16 protein-coding genes are annotated in these 20635 nt (G+C 71.9%); 4 read left to right on the top strand and 12 right to left on the bottom strand.

All coding sequences use genetic code 11. The annotated features are described in order from the left end of the window. Nucleotides 1-35: 35 nt before the first annotated feature. Entirely contained in the window at nt 36-1139 is a 1104-nt protein-coding gene (gene rpoD / locus BMW85_RS20490; RefSeq protein WP_245774956.1) for an RNA polymerase sigma factor RpoD, read from the bottom strand. 361 nt (nt 1140-1500) lie between these two features. Continuing rightward, on the bottom strand, nt 1501-3342 hold the full coding sequence (dnaG, locus tag BMW85_RS20495) for a DNA primase (protein WP_091083573.1): 1842 nt from the start codon (nt 3340-3342) through the stop codon (nt 1501-1503). A gap of 128 nt (nt 3343-3470) precedes the next feature. On the opposite strand from dnaG, the gene BMW85_RS20500 reads away from it, so the two are divergent. Further along, the gene (locus tag BMW85_RS20500; RefSeq protein ID WP_245774957.1) at nt 3471-4391 is read left to right on the top strand and encodes a M23 family metallopeptidase; all 921 of its coding nucleotides are present in this window, start codon (nt 3471-3473) and stop codon (nt 4389-4391) included. Here the strand turns inward: BMW85_RS20500 and BMW85_RS20505 are convergent. Together BMW85_RS20505 and BMW85_RS20510 are read right to left on the bottom strand one after the other, a co-directional pair. Further along, entirely contained in the window at nt 4369-5526 is a 1158-nt protein-coding gene (locus BMW85_RS20505; RefSeq protein WP_177240781.1) for an NAD(P)/FAD-dependent oxidoreductase, read from the bottom strand. The two genes, BMW85_RS20500 and BMW85_RS20505, sit on opposite strands and share 23 nt — an antisense overlap. Nucleotides 5527-5571: 45 nt before the next feature. Further along, nucleotides 5572-6792 carry a deoxyguanosinetriphosphate triphosphohydrolase gene (locus BMW85_RS20510; protein WP_091083581.1) on the bottom strand — a complete coding sequence of 407 codons (1221 nt, stop codon included), beginning with the start codon at nt 6790-6792 and terminating at the stop codon, nt 5572-5574. Between the two features lie 80 nt (nt 6793-6872). Here BMW85_RS20510 and BMW85_RS20515 point away from each other — a divergent pair, with 80 nt between their 5' ends. Further along, complete coding sequence (locus BMW85_RS20515) at nt 6873-8432, top strand: M48 family metallopeptidase (RefSeq protein WP_091083583.1); 1560 nt, start codon at nt 6873-6875, stop codon at nt 8430-8432. A gap of 44 nt (nt 8433-8476) precedes the next feature. Here BMW85_RS20515 and ppdK read toward each other — a convergent pair whose 3' ends face one another. From ppdK to BMW85_RS20530, 3 genes are all read right to left on the bottom strand, one after another. Then, a complete protein-coding gene (ppdK, locus tag BMW85_RS20520; RefSeq protein ID WP_091084092.1) occupies nt 8477-11113 on the bottom strand; it encodes a pyruvate, phosphate dikinase in 2637 nt (878 codons plus the stop codon). Nucleotides 11114-12212: 1099 nt separating this feature from the next. Then, nucleotides 12213-13598 (bottom strand): glycine--tRNA ligase, encoded by a 1386-nt coding sequence (locus BMW85_RS20525; RefSeq protein ID WP_177240782.1) that lies wholly within the window; start codon nt 13596-13598, stop codon nt 12213-12215. Nucleotides 13599-13692: 94 nt separating this feature from the next. Beyond that, nucleotides 13693-13971, bottom strand: coding sequence for an antibiotic biosynthesis monooxygenase family protein (locus BMW85_RS20530; protein WP_342743426.1), 279 nt, complete (start codon nt 13969-13971; stop codon nt 13693-13695). Between the two features lie 67 nt (nt 13972-14038). On the opposite strand from BMW85_RS20530, the gene BMW85_RS20535 reads away from it, so the two are divergent. Together BMW85_RS20535 and BMW85_RS20540 are read left to right on the top strand one after the other, a co-directional pair. Beyond that, nucleotides 14039-14389 carry a DUF6703 family protein gene (locus tag BMW85_RS20535; protein ID WP_091083587.1) on the top strand — a complete coding sequence of 117 codons (351 nt, stop codon included), beginning with the start codon at nt 14039-14041 and terminating at the stop codon, nt 14387-14389. 83 nt (nt 14390-14472) lie between these two features. Further along, on the top strand, nt 14473-14835 hold the full coding sequence (locus BMW85_RS20540; RefSeq protein WP_091083589.1) for a DUF4345 family protein: 363 nt from the start codon (nt 14473-14475) through the stop codon (nt 14833-14835). A 38-nt stretch (nt 14836-14873) separates the two neighbouring features. On the opposite strand, the gene BMW85_RS20545 is transcribed toward BMW85_RS20540, so the two are convergent. From BMW85_RS20545 to sucD, 5 genes are read right to left on the bottom strand one after another with little or no spacing between them, the layout of a single operon-like run. After that, entirely contained in the window at nt 14874-16403 is a 1530-nt protein-coding gene (locus BMW85_RS20545; protein WP_091083591.1) for an aldehyde dehydrogenase family protein, read from the bottom strand. Between the two features lie 13 nt (nt 16404-16416). Beyond that, nucleotides 16417-18138, bottom strand: a complete 1722-nt coding sequence (gene gcl, locus BMW85_RS20550) for a glyoxylate carboligase (RefSeq protein WP_091083593.1) — start codon at nt 18136-18138, stop codon at nt 16417-16419. Next, nucleotides 18135-18995, bottom strand: coding sequence for a 2-hydroxy-3-oxopropionate reductase (locus BMW85_RS20555; protein WP_091083596.1), 861 nt, complete (start codon nt 18993-18995; stop codon nt 18135-18137). The genes gcl and BMW85_RS20555 overlap by 4 nt, the downstream gene beginning before the upstream one ends. Beyond that, nucleotides 18992-19756, bottom strand: a complete 765-nt coding sequence (locus BMW85_RS20560) for a hydroxypyruvate isomerase family protein (RefSeq protein ID WP_091083598.1) — start codon at nt 19754-19756, stop codon at nt 18992-18994. The genes BMW85_RS20555 and BMW85_RS20560 overlap by 4 nt, the downstream gene beginning before the upstream one ends. Further along, on the bottom strand, nt 19753-20634 hold the full coding sequence (gene sucD / locus BMW85_RS20565; RefSeq protein WP_091083600.1) for a succinate--CoA ligase subunit alpha: 882 nt from the start codon (nt 20632-20634) through the stop codon (nt 19753-19755). Before sucD ends, BMW85_RS20560 begins: the two co-directional genes overlap by 4 nt. Nucleotide 20635: the final 1 nt, after the last annotated feature.

The raw sequence follows: 20635 nt of genomic DNA on the forward strand, positions 1-20635 counted from the left end.
CGCTCTCCCGCCCTCCTGCCGCGTGTGACCGTCGCTCAGTCGAGGTAGTCGCGCAACATCTGCGCCCGCGTCGGGTGGCGGAGCTTGGCCAGGGTCTTCGACTCGATCTGCCGGATGCGCTCCCGCGTGACCCCGAACTCCCTGCCCACCTCCTCCAGCGTGCGCGGATGCCCGTCGGCCAGTCCGAAGCGGAGCTGGATGATGCGCTGCTCCCGGTCGGACAGCGTCGCCAGGATGTCGTCGAGCTGGTCCTGCAGCATGATGAAGGCCGCGGCCTCCATGGGCACGACGGCGTCGGCGTCCTCGATGAAGTCACCGAGGTCGGAGTCCTCCTCGCCGATCGGCGACTGCAGCGACACGGGCTCCTGGGCGATGCGCTGGATCTCCACGACCCGGTCGACCGGGAGGTCCATCTCCTTGGCGATCTCCTCGGGGATGGGCTCGCGGCCGAGGTCCTGGTGGAGCTGGCGCTGGACCCTGACGAGCTTGTTGATGGTCTCCACCATGTGGACCGGGATGCGGATCGTCCGCGCCTGGTCGGCGATGGCCCGGGTGATCGCCTGCCTGATCCACCAGGTCGCGTACGTGGAGAACTTGTAGCCCTTCGTGTAGTCGAACTTCTCGACGGCCCTGATGAGGCCGAGGTTGCCCTCCTGGATCAGGTCCAGGAACAGCATGCCGCGGCCGACGTACCGCTTGGCGATCGACACCACGAGCCTGAGGTTGGCCTCGATGAGGCGTTGTTTGGCCCGCGTGCCCTGCCAGACGAGCTCCCTGAACTCGGGGAAGGCCAGGCGCGAGACCCCACCGGCAAGCTTGTCCTCGGCGAACAGGCCGGCTTCGATCGACTTGGCGAGCTCCACCTCCTCCTCGGCGGTCAGCAGCGGCACCCGGCCGATCTCCCGCAGATAGATGCGGACCAGATCGCTGGTCGGCGCCCGCTTGCCTACGTCTTCCTCATCGGCGCGGGTGGATTCCTCGTCGCCCTGGGGCTCAAGGACCTCCACGCCGTTCTCGGCGAGCATGCGCACGACGCGCTCCAGCGCGTCGGACGGCAGCTCGGATCGGTCAAGCGCGGCGGCGACGTCATCGACGGTTACGCTCCCGCGCTCCCTTCCCTTCGCGACGAGGTCCGCCACCTGAAGATCTACCGATGGCGGTCCGCTTGGCAGCACCGATGCACCCACGGGAGACAGTCTGCAGTATTGGTTCCATCAAATGGCAGACCCATTTTTGTCACCGAAGGTAAGACCCCGGTCCTTACCGAATTGAGATCGGAATTAGGTTTGGCCGGAGTTTGATCAGGAAAGTAAAGCCAATTACGCGATCAGCATTCCCGCGCCCGGCGGGGCCCATCGGCCGGACGCCACTCTTTCGCTGCCCGGAGCACGTTGTCCACCCTCTTTGTCGCATGGTGGACCGCGCCAGGTTCCCGGGTTGACCACCCGGGTTTGCGGCTTGGATTCGCGACCGAACCGTTATCTTCGGCCGGCCGGGCGATCAGCTGCCGGCCGCGCGGTCGCGCAGCACCCGGCGCTGCTGCTCCAGCGCCACCAGCTCGCCGAACAGCTTGTTGTACTCCTGCTGCTCCTCCACCGGGTTGAGCCGCTGGATGCGCGACTTGACCTGGGCGATGGCCCGGTCGACCGCGATGGCCTCGATGGCCGCCAGCATCGCCCCCGCGTAGCGCTCCTCGGCGTGCGCGTCGGCCTGGATCGGCTCGACCGCGAACCGGGTCACCAGCGCCCGCGCGCCCTCCTCGCTCGCGTGCTCGAGCAGCAGATCGACCCACTCCCGGCCGCCGTGACCGGCCGCCGCGAGACCGCCCGCGGCGGCCACCACGCGGTGCAGGACGACGTGGTCGGGCGCGGTGAACGCCTGCGGGTCGAGGGCGTCGAAGCGCGGCCCCAGCAGCGCGGGACGCTGCACGGCCAGCTTGAGCAGCTCGGCCTCCACCCGGACGCCGGGATCGACCGGCGCCGCCTGCGGGGCGCGCTGCGGGCGGCCCTGCTGCGCCCCGGCGACCGCCGCGATGCGCTGCATGACGAACCGCTCGTCCATGAAGCCGAGCCAGCGGTCGAGGTCGATCGCGTAGCGCTTGCGCAGCCCGGCGTCCTTGATGCCGGCCACGATGGGCGCGGCGGCGTCGAGCGCGGCGATCTTGCCTTCGTTGCTGCGCAGGTCGTAGCGGGAGATCGTGCTCCTGATCGCGAACTGGAACAGCGGCTCGCGGCTCGCGACGAGGTCGCGCACGGCCGCGTCGCCCTGCTTGACCCGCAGGTCGCACGGGTCGAGCCCGTCGGGCTGCACCGCGACGTAGGTCTGCGTGACGAACTTCTGCTCGTCGGCGAACGCGCGCAGCGCAGCCTTCTGCCCGGCCGCGTCGCCGTCGAAGGTGAAGATGACCTCGCCGCGGAACTCGGCCTGGTCGAGCAGGAACCGGCGCAGGATCTTGATGTGCTCCTCGCCGAACGACGTGCCGCAGGTCGCCACGGCCGTCGGCACCCCGGCGAGATGGCAGGCCATCACGTCGGTGTAGCCCTCGACGATCACCGCCTGGCTGCGCTTGGAGATCTCCCGTTTAGCGAGGTCGATCCCATAAAGCACCTGGCTCTTCTTGTAAAGCGGCGTGTCAGGCGTATTGAGATATTTCGGCCCGTCGTCGGAATCGAGCAACTTCCGCGCGCCGAAACCGATCACGTCGCCCGTGGCGTCCCTGATCGGCCAGATCAGCCGGCCGCGGAAGCGGTCGATCGGCCCGCGCCGCCCCTCCTTGGCCAGCCCGCCCTTGACCAGCTCCTCCGTCGAGAAGCCGCGGCCCAGCAGGTGCCGGGTCAGCGCCTCCCACTCGTTGGGCGCGTAGCCCACGCCGAACAGCTCGGCGTCGGCCCGCTCGAAGCCCCGCTCCGACAGGAACCGCCGCCCGGCCGCCGCGTCGGGGGCGAACAGCTTGCCGGCGTAGAACTCGGCCGCCGCCTTGTGCGCCTCGATCAGCCGGGCCCGCTCGCCGTGGTCGCGCTTGGGGACGTAGCCGCCCTGCTCGTACTGGAGGTGGATGCCGGCTCGCTGCGCCAGCCGCTCGACCGCCTCGCCGAACGACAGGTGCTCGATCTTCTCGACGAACGTGATGACGTCGCCGCCCTCGGAGCAGCCGAAGCAGAAGTACATGCCGCGCTCGGGCGTGACGTTGAACGACGGCGACTTCTCGTCGTGGAACGGGCACAACCCCTTGAGGTTGCCGCCTCCGGCGTTGCGCAACTGGATGTGCTCGCCGATGACCTCGGCGATGGGAGAGCGTTCGCGCACGAGCGCGATGTCGACGTCACGGATCCGGCCAGCCACGCCGGTGAGTCTATGCCGCCCCGCTGACGTTCCCCGCACCTGCCGTCAGAATGGGCTCACCCCGCGGGAGATCGCGGCAAACCGGCTCGGCGGAGGTCCCCGGTCGGCTACAAAGGTAAAGGTTGTTCGTGGAAGCGGTGACACGGGTGGAGATCATGCGATCGGGGCATCTCGGACGATGGGCGGCCGTCGCGGGCGCCGTGCTCCTGACGAGCGCCTGCTCGCAGGCGACCGGGCTGGCGGGCGTGAGCGCCAAGTCGCCCACCACGGCCCCGCCCACGGGCACGCCGGCGGTCACCGCGACCATCCCCGGCCCCACGCCGTCGGTCCGGCACCAGGCCGCCGCCGAGCAGCCGCCGCAGGGCGACGACCCGGTCATGGTGCCGCCGCCCAAGCTGTCGAAGTACGCCTACACCTTCCCCGTCAAGGGCTGCAGGACGACCTACCAGCGCAAGCTGCTGGTGCTGCCCAAGACGACGATCTGGGCCCCGCAGGGGTGCGAGTTCGTGGCGCCGGTGGACGGCGTCGTCGACGAGGTCAACGTCCAGAACCGGTGGACGCCGGCCAGGGACGAGGGCTGGACGCGGGAGGGCAGGTTCGTCACGGTCGTCGGCGACGACGGCGTGCGCTACCTCGGCGGCCACCTCGACTCCGTGGCCGCCGACGTCAAGCCGGGCCTGCGGGTGAAGGCCGGCCACGTGCTGGGGAAGGTGGGCCGCACGGGCAACGCCCGCGACACCGGCGCCAACCTCTACTTCGCGATCTCGTGGAAGACCGGCCCCGCCTACTGGTGGGTGCGCCGGGGCATGGTCGAGCCGTGGGACTACCTCGACGCCTGGGCGAAGGGCAACCGCACGCTCTCGCCGCGCGAGGAGACGCTGAAGCTGCGCGCCAAGCTGGGCGAGACGCCGCCCTGCACGGTCCAGTGCGCCGGGCGGGCGCAGCCGTCGACGCCCAGCAAGACCCCCCGGCCCACCCCGCGCAAGACCGCCGAGAAGAAGGACGAGATCCCGGACAAGGAGACGCTCAACCCGACGACAGTTCCTTAGGGTCGACGACCGCGCCGGAGCGGATGAGCTCCTGGATGCCGTCCGCGGCGTCCCAGACGTTGACGTTCATGCCGGCGACGACCCGGCCGTCGCGCAGCCAGTACGCGACGAACTCCAGGCCGTCCACGTCGCCCCGCCAGACGACCTCGTCGTAGCCGTCGATGTGGCCGGAGAACTCCATGCCGAGGTCGTACTGGTCGGTGTAGAAGTACGGGACCAGGTCGTGGACGACCTCCTGGCCGAGCATGGAGCGGGCGGCCGCGGGCCCGCCGTGCAGGGCGTTGGCCCAGTGCTCGACGCGCAGGTGGCGGCCGTACAGCGGGTGGAAGGACTCGGCGACGTCGCCGGCGGCGTACACGTGGGGGTGCGAGGTGCGCAGGGCGGCGTCGGTGCGGACGCCCTGGCCGACCTCCAGGCCCGCCTCGCGGGCCAGCTCGACCTCGGGCGTGGCGCCGATGCCCGCGACCACGAGGTCGGCGGTGAGCCGCTCGCCCGAGCTGAGCCGCACGCCGGTCGCGGTGACCTCGGCGGCGGAGATGCCGAAGCGCAGGTCCACGCCGTTGCGGGCGTGCAGGCGGGCGAACACGCCGCCCACCTCGGGGCCGAGCACCCGGTGGAGCGCCGTGGGCTCAGGCTCGACGACGGTGACCTCGCAGCCGGCCGCACGGGCCGCGGCGGCCGTCTCCAGGCCGATCCAGGAGGCGCCGATGACGACGACGCGCTCGGACCGCGCCAGGCGCTCCCTGATGGCCTCGCTGTCGGCCAGGGTGCGGAGGTAGGCGGCCGGGCCGGGCAGACGGCGTGGGGTGGCCCCGGTGGCGATCAGGAGCTTGTCGTACGGCTGGCGCGAGCCGTTGCCGAGCCGGACCACATGGTGCTCGGGCTCGATGCGGGTGACCCGCATGCCGAGGCGGAGATCCACGGCGTTGTCGGCGTACCACTCGGGGGCGTGGACGAAGACGGCCTCGCGCTCGCTCCTGCCCTGGAGGTAGTCCTTGGACAGGGGCGGCCGCTCGTAGGGCCGTTCGCTCTCCGCGGCGAACAGCACGATCTCACCGTCGAAGCCCTCTTCCCGCAACGTCTGCGCGGCCTTGGCCCCGGCAAGCCCGCCGCCGACGATCACATATGTGGCCATGGGCGCAGTATCCGCCCCGGGCGGGATTCGGGGAAGCGGATTGGGTCACCGTGTGAGCCGCCGGTGCCAGGCGACCGCCGAGGTGTCCGTGAGCGAGGCGATCTGGTCGATGACGACCCGGACGCGCGCGGCGTCGTCGGCCGCCTCCAGGAACGCGGGACGGAAGGCGGGCTCCAGCGTGCCTGGCGCGCCGAGCGTGATCAGGGAGGCGAGCTCGGTGATGAGATCGCGCTGGCGGGCCTGATTGGCGTGGTGGTCCTCGGTAGTCATGACGTAGTGGGCGGTGACGCCCTTGAGCAGCGCGCACTCCAGCCGGGTGGCGTGCGGGACGACCAGGTCGGCCCGGTGACGGGCGCTGCGCACCTCCATGGTGGCGGTCTGGGCGGAGCGGCAGAAGCGGCCGATGAGACCGCTGGTGAGCGCCTTCAGCCCGGCCAGCTCGGGCAGGCTGCCGGTGAAGCGGCGCGGCCAGAGCGGGTCGGCGACGAGCTTGCCGAAGACCTCCTCCAGCTCGCCGAGGTCGGCGCCGGGGGTGTACCAGGTGCGGGTGGTCTCGCAGACGAGCCTGCGCTCGGTGCGCGAGTGCAGGGCCTCGGGGACGACGTGGCCCGAGTGCAGGGCGTCCTCCAGGTCGTGCACCGAGTACGCCACGTCGTCGGCCCAGTCCATGATCTGCGCCTCGAAGCTGACCCGGCCCTCGGGGGCGCCCTCCCTGATCCACTTGAAGACCGGCAGGTCGTCGTCGTACACGCCGAACTTGGCGCCCTTGTCACAGGTCCACGGATACTTCACCGAGGCGTCGAGAGCGGCCCTGGTGAGGTTGAGCCCGGCGCTGCGGCCGTCCTCGGTGAGGACCTTCGCCTCCAGCCGGGTGAGCAGGCGCAGGCTCTGGGCGTTGCCCTCGAAGCCGCCGCAGGGGGCGGCCAGCCGGTTGAGCGCCACCTCGCCGTTGTGCCCGAACGGCGGGTGCCCGAGGTCGTGGGCCAGGCAGGCGGTCTCCACCAGGTCGGGGTCGACGCCGAGGGTGGCGCCCATCTCGCGGCCGACCTGGGCGCACTCCAGCGAGTGCGTCAGCCGGGTGCGGGGGATGTGCTGGCCGCCGCCGAGCGCCTCGCCGGGACCGACCACCTGGGTCTTGGCGGCGAGCCTGCGCAGGGCGGCGCTGTGCAGCACGCGGGCGCGGTCGCGTTCGAACGCGGAGCGCTCGGGATTGCCGGGAGGTTCCGGTACCCAACGCTCCTGGTCGTGCTCATCGTAGTACGGCATTTCTTCGACGATTTTATCCAGTTTCATGTCTCCGCTAGTGTCAAGCCTCGCGAGAACCCCTTCCCCGGGAGTCCTTCCCCATGACCACAGCGTTCCGAGCGGTGCTGGCCTTCACCTTGCTCGCCGGTTTCTACCTCCTGGTCGGCCTCGTCGTGGCGGCCGCGGTGTTCTTCGACGTCCTGCTCATCGTCGACTTCCACGCGAATGCCCTCAAACTGGCGGTGGTGCTCACCCTGGCCGCGGGCGCGCTCGTACGGGCCCTGGTCATGGTGAGCCGCCGCAAGGACGGCGAGCAGCCGGGCGTGCCCGTCGGCCGCGAGCACGAGCCCGTGCTCTGGCAACTGGTCGAGGACCTGGCCCGGCGGGTCCGCACCGCCCCGCCGGACGAGATCAGGCTCGTCGCCGAGGTCAACGCGGCGGTGTCGGAGGACACCCGCTGGCTCGGGCTGCGGGCCACGCGGCGGCGCATGTTCATCGGGCTGCCGCTGCTCCAGCAGCTCACCGTGGACGAGATGCGCGCGGTGCTCGGGCACGAGCTCGGCCACTACAGCGGCGCCCACACCCGGCTCGGCGCGCCGGTCTACCGGGGCCGGGTCTCCCTCATCGCGACCGTGCAGGGGCTGGGCGGCCACCCGTTCATCCAGAAGCTGTTCACCTGGTACGCCAAGCTCTACCTGCGGATCTCCCAGGCCGTCTCGCGCCGGCAGGAGCTGGAGGCCGACCGGCTCGCGGTGGCGATCGGCGGCCGGCAGGCCATGGCGGGGGCGCTGACCAAGCTGCACACGACGGTGCTCGGCTGGGACATGTACGTCAACGCGTACCTGTCGCTGGCCGGCGCCGGCGGCGGGCGGCCGACCGCCGTGTTCGGCGGCTTCCAGCGGATGATGAGCGACCCGGAGCGGCAGGCCCAGATCGCCGAGCTGAGGGCCGAGCCGGAGGAGATCTCGCCGTACGACTCCCACCCCGGCCTGGCCGAGCGGCTGGCCGCCATCGAGAGCCTGCCCGAGCCCGAGCACGTCCCCGACCCGCGCCCGGCCCTGGCCCTGCTCATGGACGCCAACGTGGCCGCGCAGGCGGTCGAGAACTCCATGTGGACGCCCGAGGCACTGGCCGCCCTCCGCCCGGTGGGCTGGGAGGAGCTGGTGGCCCAGGGCATGTACGCCGGCCGCAACGCCGAGGCGCTGCACGACCTCGCGGTGGCCGGGCAGCGCGTGATGGGGTCGCCGCAGCCTTACCTGGACGCGGCCTTCGAGGCCATAGCGCGGGGCCGGCAGGCCGAGCTGGAGGCGCGGCTGCTGGAGCTCGGCTGGAACCCGTCGGAGACGCTGCTGGCCGGGGTGCTGGGGCAGGCGCTGGAGGCGGTGCTGATCCAGCTCGGCCAGGCCCGGTGGACGCTGTCGTGGTCGGGGCCCGCCCGGCTGCTCTACGACGACGGCGAGGAGGTGGCGCTGTCGGAGTACGCGGCCCAGGTCGCGGCGAACCCGGAGGCGGTGGCGGGGCTGCGGCGGTGGCTCGGCGACCACGGCATGCGGCACGACTACGTCCCGGTCGAGCAGCCCGCCCCCCAGCCGCCCGCGGTGGAGCCTCCCGTCCAGGAGCCTGCCACGCAGCAGCCGCCCGCGCTCACCCCGCAGAGCTGAGCTGACCTGGCGGAGGGGACCGTGCGGCCCCCTCCGCCGCGGGCTCAGCGGGTGTCGGAGTCGGTCTCGCTCAGCGCCGCCCGGCCCGCCTCCAGCCGCGCCACCGGGATACGGAACGGCGAGCAGGAGACGTAGTCCAGGCCCACCTCGTGGCAGAAGTGCACCGAGTCGGGGTCGCCGCCGTGCTCGCCGCAGATGCCGAGGTGCAGGCCGGGCCGGGTGGCCCTGCCCTCCTGGACGGCGATCTCGATCAGCCGCCCGACGCCCTCCCTGTCCAGGGTCTCGAACGGCGAGACGCCGAAGATGCCGAGCTCCAGGTAGCGGGAGAAGAACTCGGCCTCGACGTCGTCCCGCGAGAAGCCCCAGGTCATCTGGGTGAGGTCGTTGGTGCCGAAGGAGAAGAACTCGGCCGCCTCGGCGATCTGGCCGGCGGTCAGCGCCGCCCTCGGAGTCTCGATCATGGTGCCGACGAGCGCCTCGACGCCGACCTCCGCGAGGATCCTGACGGCCTCCTCGCGTACGGACTCCAGCTCCTGCACGGTCGCCACCAGCGGGATCATGATCTCCGGGCGCGCGCCGGGCACCTCCTTCGCGGCATGGGCGATGGCCCGCACCTGCATCGCGAACAGCCCGGGGATCACCAGCCCGAGCCGGACGCCGCGCAGGCCCAGCATGGGGTTCTGCTCGTGCAGGCGCTTCACGGCGGCGAGCAGCGCGCGGTCCTTGTCGCTCGGGGTCTCCGAGGTCGCGATCCTGACCGACAGGTCGGTGAGGTCGGGCAGGAACTCGTGCAGCGGCGGGTCGATCAGGCGGATCGTGACCGGCGCGCCCTCCATCGCCTGGAAGATGCCCACGAAGTCGGACTTCTGCAGCGGCTCCAGGGCGTCCAGGGCCGCCTGGCGCCGCTCGTCGGTCGAGGCCAGCACCAGATCCTCCACGAGCTGCCGGCGCTCGCCCAGGAACATGTGCTCGGTGCGGCACAGGCCGATGCCCTGCGCGCCGAAGCGGCGGGCGCGGGCGGCGTCCTCGGGGGTGTCGGCGTTGGCCCGCACGCCCAGCCGGCGGCCGGCGTCGGCGTGGCGCATGATCCGGTCCACGGCCCTGACGAGCTCGTCGGCGGGCTCGGCGCCCTCGAAGTACTCGACCACGGCCGAGGCCACGACCGGCACCTCGCCGAGGAACACCTCGCCGGTGGTGCCGTCGATGGAGATCACCTCGCCCTCGGCGACGACGACGCCGCCGGGCGCGGTGAACCTGCGCTCGGACGTCGAGACCTCCAGCTCCTCGGCGCCGCACACGCACGTCTTGCCCATGCCGCGGGCGACCACGGCGGCGTGCGAGGTCTTGCCGCCGCGGCTGGTGAGGATGCCCCTGGCGGCGATCATGCCGGCCAGGTCGTCGGGGTTGGTCTCGCGGCGTACGAGGATGACGTCCTCGCCCTGCCCGGCCAGCTCGACGGCCCGCTCCGAGGAGAAGACCGCCTTGCCGACGGCCGCGCCCGGGGAGGCGTTCATGCCCTTGGCGATCCTCTTCTTCTCGGCGCCGTGGTCGAAGCGGGGGAACATGAGCTTGGCGAGCTGGTCGCCGGTGACGCGGGTGACCGCCTCGTCGAGAGTGATGAGGCCCTGGTCGACGAGCTGGGTGGCGATGCAGAACGCGGCCGCGGCGGTGCGCTTGCCGACCCGGGTCTGCAACATCCACAACTTGCCGCGCTCGATGGTGAACTCGATGTCGCAGAGGTCCCTGTAGTGCGTCTCCAGGACCTCCATGATGCGGACGAGCTCGTCGTAGGAGGTCTTGTCGAGGCGTTCGAGCTCTTCGAGCGGGATCGTGTTGCGGATGCCCGCGACGACGTCCTCGCCCTGGGCGTTCTGGAGGTAGTCGCCGTAGATGCCCTGGCGGCCGGTGCCGGGGTCGCGGGTGAAGGCGACGCCGGTGCCGGAGTCGTCGCCGTAGTTGCCGAAGACCATCGCCATGACGTTGACGGCGGTGCCGAGGTCGGCGGGGATGCGCTCCTGGCGGCGGTAGAGGATGGCGCGCGGGGCGTTCCAGGAGTCGAAGACGGCGTTGATGGCGAGGCGCATCTGCTCGCGGGGGTCGCTGGGGAAGTCCTTGCCGGTCTGCTCGCGGACGATGCCCTTGTACGTCTCCACGAGCCGCTGCAGCTCGCCCGCGTCGAGGTCGGTGTCCTGGCGGCGGCCCTTGACGGCGTCGAGCGCGTCCTCGAACAGGTCGCCGTCGATGCCGAGGACGGTCTTGCCGAACATCTGGATGAGGCGACGGTAGGAGTCCCAGGCGAAGCGCTCGTTGCCGCCGGCCTGCTTGGCGAGGCCGTGCACGGACTCGTCGTTGAGCCCGATGTTAAGCACGGTCTCCATCATCCCCGGCATGGAGAACTTGGCGCCGGAGCGCACGCTCACGAGCAGGGGGTCGTCGGCCTGGCCGAGCTTCCTGCCCATGCGCCCTTCGAGCGCTTCGAGGTGCTCGGCGACCTCCCGGTCGAGACCGTCGTGGACGGCGCCCTCCGCCAGGTAGTGGCGGCACGCCTCCGTGGTGATCGTGAATCCGGGGGGAACGGGCAGCCCGAGATTGGTCATCTCAGCCAGGTTCGCGCCTTTACCGCCGAGAAGATCCTTGAGATTCCTGTTGCCCTCGGTGAAGTCGTAAACGTACTTGGCCACCACAGCTCCAATCCAACACGCGTCTGATCCGGACTCTACCGGCGAAATTGATGATGAAACTGCACTCCTTCCTCAAGTGACTGTTTATGCAGGTAAACGCCTCATGAGAGGTCTAATCCAATTATACGGCTGGATTGCCGAAAATTGGTTTATACCAATTGGTATAAACCAATTCTTGCGGGAAAGGGCGGGGCGAGCACAGAATCGGATCACCCTGTGGGGGCGGTGGTGTTGGTGCCGGGGATCGTGGTTCGCGTGTAGCGCCGGGTCTTCTTCGTGAGCGTTTTCGCATGGCCACGCGTGAGGCGGCCCGGGCGCTCGGCGCCGCACTCCTCACGGCCACCGCCGGCGGACCCCTGCGCGGGCGCCAGGCGCCGGGGACGGGACAGGGCCTGCTGCTGCCGATGCCGCTGGTCGGGACATGCCTGCCGGCGTCCGGATTCGGGAGCGCCTTCCTTGCCGAGGCGATGCTCCGGCTCTCCGTCGCGTGCTCGCCGGAACGGCGGTGGGAGCACGGGACGTACATGCCGCACGGGGCTGCGGCGCAGGGCTTACGCGCTGCGCGGGGCCGCCGCACAGGGCCGCCGCACGAACTACGCGCCGCACGGGGCCGGCACACGGGTCGCCGCGCAGAGCTGGCGGGCGGGGCGCCGCACAGAGCCACTGCACGGGGCTTACGCTCCGCAGGGGGCTCACGCGCCGGACGAGGCACGGGGCCGCCTCACAGGGCCGCCGTTGGGGCCGCCGTGCAGAGCCGCCGGGCGGCGCGCGGCGCGGAACTGCCGGGCAGGCCAGGCGCGCTGGGTCTGTCGGGGAGGGGTGCTCCCAATCAGCCTGTGCGGTCGGCCTACGGCGGGCGGTGCTGGCGGGCGCATGCCAGCCCGCGTCACTGCCCACCCGTAGCACGACCGGCCGTACCGGCGGCTGGCCTACGGTGACTGCCGATGCGCAGCGCTGCCGGCGCGCGCCGCACGGCGGTCGGCCCGTGGCGGCTGCTGGTCGGGGTGGTGGAGGGTTGTCAGGTGGTGGTCACGATGCTGTCTCCGTTCCCTCCTCGCACGGGTGGTGTGCCGCGGGCGAGGAGGGGACGGAGGTGGGGTCAGTCGTTGAGGTGCTGGCGCAGGTAGGACTCGACGCCGTCGATCGCGATGCGCTCCTGCGTCATGCTGTCGCGCTCGCGGATCGTCACCGCGTGGTCCTCAAGGGTGTCGAAGTCGACGGTGATGCAGAACGGCGTGCCGATCTCGTCCTGGCGGCGGTAGCGGCGGCCGATCGCGCCGGCGTCGTCGAACTCGACGTTCCACCGGCGGCGGAGCTGCGCGGCCAGGTCGCGGGCCTTCGGCGACAGGTCGGCGTTGCGCGACAGCGGCAGCACCGCGGCCTTGACCGGCGCGAGCCGGTGGTCGAGCCGCATGACCGTGCGCTTCTCCAGCTGGCCCTTGGCGTTGGGGGCCTCGTCCTCGCTGTAGGCGTCGATGAGGAACGTCAGCGTGGCCCGGTCGACGCCCGCCGCCGGCTCGACGACGAAGGGGACGTAGCGCTCCCCGGTGTCCTGCTCGAAGAAGCTGAGGTCGACGCCCGACGCCTTGGAGTGGGCGGTCAGGTCGAAGTCGGTGCGGTTGGCGATGCCCTCCAGCTCACCCCACTCGGAGCCGGTGAAGTTGAAGCGGTATTCGATGTCGACGGTGCGCTTGGAGTAGTGGGACAGCTTGTCCTTGGGGTGCTCGTACAGGCGCAGGTTGTCCTTGTTGATGCCCAGGTCGGAGTACCAGCGGTAGCGCTCGTCGATCCAGTACTGGTGCCACTCCTCGTCGGTGCCCGGCTTGACGAAGAACTCCATCTCCATCTGCTCGAACTCGCGGGTGCGGAAGATGAAGTTGCCCGGCGTGATCTCGTTGCGGAACGACTTGCCGATCTGGCCGATGCCGAACGGGATCTTCCTGCGCGCGGACTGCTGCACGTTGAGGTAGTTGATGAAGATGCCCTGGGCGGTCTCGGGCCGCAGCCAGGCCAGGCCGGACTCGTCCTCGACCGGGCCGAGGAAGGTCTTGAGCAGGCCGCTGAACTGGCGGGGCTCGGTGAAGGTGCCCTTGTTGCCGCAGTTGGGGCAGGTGATGCCGGCCAGGCCGCCCTCGGGCTCGGCGCCGTGCTTCTCCTCATATGCCTCGACCAGGTGGTCGGCGCGGAAGCGCTTGTGGCAGGACATGCACTCGGTGAGCGGGTCGGTGAAGGTCTCGACGTGGCCGCTGGCCCGCCACACCTCGGGCGCCAGGATGACGCAGGAGTCGAGGCCCACGACGTCCTCGCGGGCCTGGACCATCGACAGCCACCACTGCCGCTTGACGTTGTTCTTCAGCTCGACACCCAGAGGACCGTAGTCCCACGACGCGCGAAGTCCTCCGTAGATCTCGCTCGACGGGTAGACGAGCCCGCGGCGCTTGGCGAGGCTGACGATGGTGTCCATGACGTCGGTGCGTCGTGCCATTTGGTTGGTTCTCTTTCCGGCTGGAGGTCGGCGAGTGTGAAAGTGATGAGCTCCCAGCTTAGGGGACGGCCGGGGCTCTCGCGCGCGAGTGGCCCTACGTCCCGTCCTGCGCGTGGACGTCCTCGTACGCGCTGGGTTCGTTGACCATGAGGATCATCAGTGGATACATCACCAGACGGGCGGCGGACAGCGCCCTGCGGTAGAACCCGGCGCCCTCCCACTCCGTGACCAGGGCCCACAGGTTGGGCTCGTCGACCGAGCGGGCCAGCCGCCCGCGCAGGAAGCCCGGCTGGCCGGCGAACGTGTCGAGGATGGTCTGCCCCTGCTTGGCGAAGTCCTGGGACTGGGACTCTGGGACGGTGTATCGGATCACGGCGAGCACCTGAACAGCCTAGAGGCGCATCGGCCACAAGGCGCGCCCTCTCCCGTAGGCTCTGGGCGTGGCCTCTCACGACAAGCGCCCGCTCCCCCAGGGTGAGCGGTTCTTCACCGAAGGCGCGAGCGGGCTGCGCAAGGCCGTGGAGCGGCGGAGCGCGGTGCCGATGGCGTACCTCTTCACGCAGGTGCCCCGCTGGGTGCCGCCCGTGGTGCTGGTGGTGCTGCTGCTGACCGCGCTCGCGGTGGCGAACCCGCTCGGCGGGGTGGCGGCGCTGGCGGTGCTCGCGTTCATCTGCTGGCTGGCGTTCCTGTCCTGGCCGTCGCTGGGGCTGGGGGCGAAGGTGCTGCGGGTCGTCATGGTGCTGTTCGTCGCGCTGGTGGCGGCGACCCGCTTCGGCCTGATCGCGGCCTGACCCGACGCCCCGGCCTGCCCGTGCCGTCTCCCCTACCTGGGAGGTAATCGACGGGCCCGGCGGCGACGGCCATCCTGCTGCGAATGGACCAGGTTGTCATCGCCGTCGTGGCGGTCTTCTTCGCCGGAATGGGGATCTACGCCCTGGCGGCGCCCGCCTCGCTGATCGCCACGTTCGGCATCACGTTGCCGACGGCCGACGGCCGCAACGAGGTGCGGGCCGTCTACGGCGGGTTCGGCCTGGCCGTGGCCGCCGCGCTCGCCCTGGCCTGCTACGACGTCGGGCTGCGGGACGGCATCGTGCTGACCGTGGCGCTGGCGCTGGCCGGCATGGCCGCGGGTCGGGTCGTCTCCATGGCCGTCGAGCGCCCGTCGCGGTTCTACCCCACCGTCTTCTACCTGCTCGTCGAGGCGGCGCTCGCGGCGGCGCTCCTCGCCGTGCGCTGAGAGGCCGCCCAGCCACCGGGGTGGGCGGCCGGGTCGGCCTAGGGCAGCAGCGTGTAGTGCGGGAAGTTGCCCGGCAGGCGTTCGCCGTCAGGGCCCTCGGTCACGGCCTTGACCAGCAGCTCGCCGCCGACGAACGCGCCGCGCCAGGACGCGCCGAGCCCGCCGAACAGCTCCTCGCGGTCGCCGCGCGAGCGCGGCCGGTTGTGTCCGACCTTGAAGGCCCGCACCTCGGGGGCGAGGCGGCGGAAGGTCTCCTCCTCGTCGCAGGAGAGGGTGGCGACGAGCGCGCCGTTACTGGCGTTCATGGCGGCCAGCAGCTCGGCCTCGGTGTCCACCAGGACGATCGTGTCGACCGGGCCGAACGGCTCGGCGTGGTGGAGCGGTGAGGAGCGGGGCGGGTCGAGCAGGGCGGTCGGGGCGAAGTAGGCGGAGGTGTCCTGGCCCGGCAGGAAGTGCCCGGAGGCCGGGGAGGCCCGGTGCACGGGCACGGCGCCGCGCGCCACCGCCTCGTCCACCTGGTCGGCGAGCTCCTTGGCCTTGGAGGCGTTGATGAGCGGGCCGAAGTCCAGCTCGGGCAGCGGGTCGTCGGGGCCGGCGACGGCGAGCGGGTGGCCGAAGCGCAGCGCGTCCACGGCCGCGAGGTAGGCCCGCAGGAAGTCGTGGAAGAGCGCGCGCTGCACGACGAAGCGCGGGTAGGCGGTGCAGCGCTGCTTGCCGTAGTCGAATGAGGCGCGGATCTGGCGGGTGAGGGTGTCCCAGTCGCCGTAGCGCCACACGCCCCAGCAGTTGAGCCCTTCCTGCTCCAGCACGTGCCGCCGGCCGAGGTCGGCGAGGGAGGTGGCGACCTTCGCCCCGGCGTCCCTGCCGCCGACGAACGACACGCAGCCGAGTGCCCGCCCGCCGGCCAGCACCGGCGACAGTTCGGCCCCTCCCCCGCTGACGAGGGTGAACGGCAGCCCCTCGCGTACGGCGAGCGCGCAGGCCAGGGTGAGGCAGCTCAGCCCGCCGTCGGTGGGGGTCTTGGCGATGACCGCGTTGCCGGCCAGCGCCTGCACGAGCATGGCGTGCATGAGCACGCTCATCGGGTAGTTCCAGCTCGCGATGTTGCTGACCGGGCCGGGCAGCGGGGTGCGGCCGGCGGTCATCCGGTCGATCTCGTCCACGTACCAGCGCACGCCGTCCAGGCAGCGGTCCACGTCGGCGCGGGCGGTCCGCCACGGTTTGCCGATCTCCCAGACCAGCAGCAGGGCCAGCAGGTCGCGGTGGGCGGCCATGGACTCGACGGCGGCGGCGACCATGGCCTTGCGCGCGGCGAGCGGGACGTGCCGCCAGCGCCGGTGCTCCTCGACCGCCCCGGCCACGGCCCGGCCCGCGCCAGCCCGGTCGAGGCGCGGCGGCCCGGCGATGACGGTGCCGTCGAGTGGCGAGAAGCCGGGCACGGGGCGGCCGTCGCGGTGCCAGATGCCGCCCCAGTGGTTGAGCACCCGGTCGTCGTGGAAGGCCTCGGGAGCCGCCGTGCGGCAGCGGTCGTGGACGTCGGGCCAGGCCGTACCCGGTTTGAGCCGCATGTCGGATCCCTCCTCAGTCGGACCAGTCGGCGGAGATGAGCTCGGGCAGCGGCTCGTACTCCTTGATCGCGTCCAGCGCCGGCCCCATGGCGGCGTTGGCCTCGCGCTCGACCATCACCTCCACGAGGACCGGCAGCCGCTCGCGGGCGGCCTCGGCGCTCGCCCAGGCCAGCGCGTCCCTGAGGTCGCCGGGCAGCTCGACCCGGCGGGCCGGGCAGCCGAACGCCTCCATGGCCTTGACGTGGTCGATGCCGCCCTCGCCGTAGTGCAGGTCCACGGCGTAGTTCATCCCGTACGGGAGCTCGGCCTGCCGGATGAGCCCGAGGTACTCGTTGTTGATCATGATGATGACGATCGGGATCCGGTGCTGCGCGGCCACCGCGACCTCCTCCATGAGGAACTGGAAGGAGTAGTCGCCGACGACGGCCACCACCTGCCGCTCCGGATGCGCGCACTTGACGCCCATCGCGGCCGGCACCTCCCACCCCAGCGGCCCGGCCTGCCCGCACACCAGGTAGCGGCGCGGCAGGTACGTCGCCTGGAACTGCCCGGACCAGATCTGGTAGAGCCCGATCGCGGTGACGAACGTGGTGTCCCTGCCGAAGAAGTCGTTGATCTCGCGGAACACCCGGGGCGGCTTGATCGGCACGTCGTCGAAGTCGTCGCGCCGGTTCAGCGTGCGGCGCAGGCTGCCCACCTTGCGCACCCACTTGCCCGGCGCGGCGGGGCCGCCGCGGGCGCGGGCCTCGTCGAGGAGCGCGGCGAGCGCCGGCCGGGCGTGCCCGACGATCCCGAGGTCGGGCTCGAAGACCCGGCCGAGCTGGGTGGGCTCGATGTCCACGTGGATGAAGGAGCGCCCGCGCCGGTAGACGTCCAGGTCGCCGGTGTGCCGGTCGCCGAAGCGGGCCCCGACGGCGAGCACGAGGTCGCTGTCCAGGAACGCGGCGTTCCCCCACCGGGTCTGCGTCTGGATGCCGGCCATCCCGGCGAACAGCGGGTGGTCCTCGGGGAAGGCCCCCTTGCCCATGAGCGTCACCTGCACCGGCACCTGGAGGTACTCGGCCAGCGCCCGCAGCTCCTCCGCCGCCTCGCCGATGATGACGCCGCCGCCCGCGAGGATGATCGGCCGCCGGGCGCCCTCCAGCAGGTCCACGGCCCGGCGCACCGCCTTCGGCAGCGGGCGCGGCACCTCGACCGGCAGCGGGGCGTCGAGGTCGCGGTCGTAGCGGCAGGTGCCGCGCTGGACGTCGAGCGGCAGGTCGATGAGCACCGGCCCCGGCCGCCCCGAACGGGCGATCCTGAACGCCTCGCGGAACACCCACGGCGCCTGGGCGGGCTCCTTGAGCTGCACCGCCCATTTGGTGACCGGCCGGGCGACCTCCACGATGTCGACCGCCTGGAACGCCTCCTGGTGCAGCTTGGCGCTCTCGGCCTGGCCGGTGACGCAGATGATGGGGATGGAGTCGGCGAGCGCCGTGTAGAGGCCGGTGATCATGTTGGTGCCGGCCGGGCCGGAGGTGCCGACGCAGACGCCGACGTTCCCGGTGACCCTGGCCCAGCCGTCGGCCGCGTGCGTGCCGCCCTCCTCGTGGCGGACCGTCACGTGCCGGATCGAGCTGCCCCGCAGCGCGGCGTAGAACGGCAGGATGGCCGCCCCGGGGATGCCGAAGACGGTGTCCACCCCCTCCGACTCCAGCACCGCGACCACGGCCTCCATGCACGGGATGCGCTTCACGTGTTCAGCCTTTCGACGACCTTGAGCAGGGCGGAGTGGTCGAGCGAGCCGTGTCCCTGCGCCCGCGCCGCGGCCACGAGCTGGGCGACCTGGCCGGTGAGCGGCAGCGCGACGCCGGCCTCGCGGGCGGCGGCGACGGCGATGCCCATGTCCTTGTGGTGCAGGTCGATGCGGAAGCCCGGGGCGAACTCGCGCCTGATCATGGTGTGCCGCTTGAGCTCCAGGATCCGGGAGCCGGCCAGGCCGCCCGCCAGCACGTCCAGCCCGGCGACCGGGTCCACGCCGCTCGCCTCCAGCAGCACGATCGCCTCCGCGACCAGGCCGTAGATGCCGCCGACGACGAGCTGGTTGGCGGCCTTCACGGTCTGCCCGGCCCCGGCGGGGCCCACGTGCACGATCGTGGTGCCGAGCGCCCCGAGGACCGGGCGGGCCGCCTCGTACGCCTCCTTCTCGCCGCCCACCATGATCGACAGGGTGGCGTCGACCGCGCCGCGCTCGCCGCCGCTCACCGGGGCGTCCAGCGCCCGTACGCCCGCGGCGGCGGCCTCGCGTGCCACCCGGCGGGAGGTCTCCGGCCTGATCGTGCTCATGTCGAGGTAGAGCAGGCCGGGGCGGCCGTGCGCGACGACGAGCGGCGCGACCTCCTCGACCTGCGGCGAGTCGGGCAGCATGGTGATCACGACGTCCGCGCCCTCGACCGCGTCCGGCACGCCGGTGGCGGCCTCGCCGCCGAGCGCGGCCAGCCGTTCGACGGGCGCGGCGCTCACGTCGTGGCCGCGTACGGTGTGCCCCGCCTTGACGAGGTTGGCGGCCATCGGGCCGCCCATGATCCCCAGACCGATGAAGCCGATGTTCACGCGTGCCTCCAGTCGAACGCGCCCGGCCCCTCGTGCCGGTACTCCAGGCCGACGTGCCCCTCGTAGCCCGCGGCGGCCAGCCGGGCGAGGATCTCCGGGTACGGCATGCCGCCGCTGCCCGGCCGCCCCCTGCCGGGGTCGTCGGCGATCTGCACGTGGCCGAAGCGGGCGGCGTGGCGGTCGATGAGCGCGAGCACGTCCTCGCCCATCCGGTGCAGGTGGTAGAGGTCGGCCAGGAAGGCGACGTTCTCCCTGTCCACCTCGTCGATCAGCGCGAACGCCGCCTGCGACGACGTGATCGGATAGCGCGGGTTGTCGTGGGAGTTGAGCGCCTCGACGACCACGGTCGCGCCGACGCCGGCCGCCTCGTCCGCCGCCCGGCGCAGGTTGGCCACGGCCAGCTCCCTGTCGGTGCCGGGGCCGTTGCCGTAGAGGGCGTTCAGCACCGGGCAGCCCAGCTCCCCGGCCAGCCGGACGGCGGGCCCGACGCCGGCGAGGAACCGCTCCGCGCCGTCGGGGCGGGCCAGCAGGCCGCGCTCGCCCGCCGCCATGTCGCCGGCGTCGAAGTTCAGCGCGGTGAGGCGGACCCCGGCCGACTCGACGGCCCGGCGCAGGGCGGCCGTCTCCGCGGCCGGCGGCTCCGGCCCGTCGAACGGCCACCACAGCTCGACGGCGTCGAACCCGTGCTTGGCCGCCGCGGCGGGCCGCTCCAGCAGCGGCAGTTCGGTGAGCAGGATGGACAGGTTGACGGCGAACCTCACCGGACACCCGCCAGGATGGAGCGCAGGAGGCGGGCGGTCTCGGAGGGGGTCTCACCGACGCGCACGCCGGCGGCCTCCAGCGCCTCCTTCTTGGCGCGGGCGGTGCCGGACGAGCCGGAGACGATGGCCCCCGCGTGGCCCATCGTCCTGCCCTCGGGGGCGGTGAAGCCGGCCACGTACGCCACCACCGGCTTCGTGACGTGCCCGGCGATGTGGGCGGCGGCCCGTTCCTCGGCATCGCCGCCGATCTCGCCGATCATCACGATCGCGTCGGTGCCCGGGTCCTCCTCGAACGCCCGCAGGCAGTCGATGTGCGTGGTGCCGACGACCGGGTCGCCGCCGATGCCGACGGCGGTGGAGAAGCCGAGGTCGCGCAGCTCGTACATGAGCTGGTAAGTGAGGGTGCCGGACTTGGAGACCAGGCCGACGCGGCCGGCGGTGGTGATGTCGGCGGGGATGATGCCGGCCGACGACTGCCCTGGGCTGATCAGTCCGGGGCAGTTGGGGCCGATGATCCGGGTACGTCCCCGTGCGAGCGCCCGGAAGCGTACGGTGTCGTGCACCGGCACGCCCTCGGTGATCACCACGCACAGCGGCACCCCGGCGGCCACCGCCTCCTCGACGGCCCCGCCGGTGAAGCGCGGCGGCACGAACACCACCGACACGTCCGCGCCGGTCTCCTCCACCGCCTCGGCCACCGAGCCGAACACCGGCACCGTGCGCTCGCCGAAGTCCGCCGACCGGCCGCCCTTGCCCGGGGTCACCCCGGCCACGACGTCGGTGCCGGCGGCCAGCATGCGGGCCGTGTGCCGGGTGCCCTCCGCGCCGGTCATGCCCTGCACGAGCACCCTGCTGTCCTTGGTCAGGAAGATCGCCATG

This window comes from Nonomuraea wenchangensis (genome assembly GCF_900111685.1).
Taxonomy (GTDB): domain Bacteria; phylum Actinomycetota; class Actinomycetes; order Streptosporangiales; family Streptosporangiaceae; genus Nonomuraea; species Nonomuraea wenchangensis.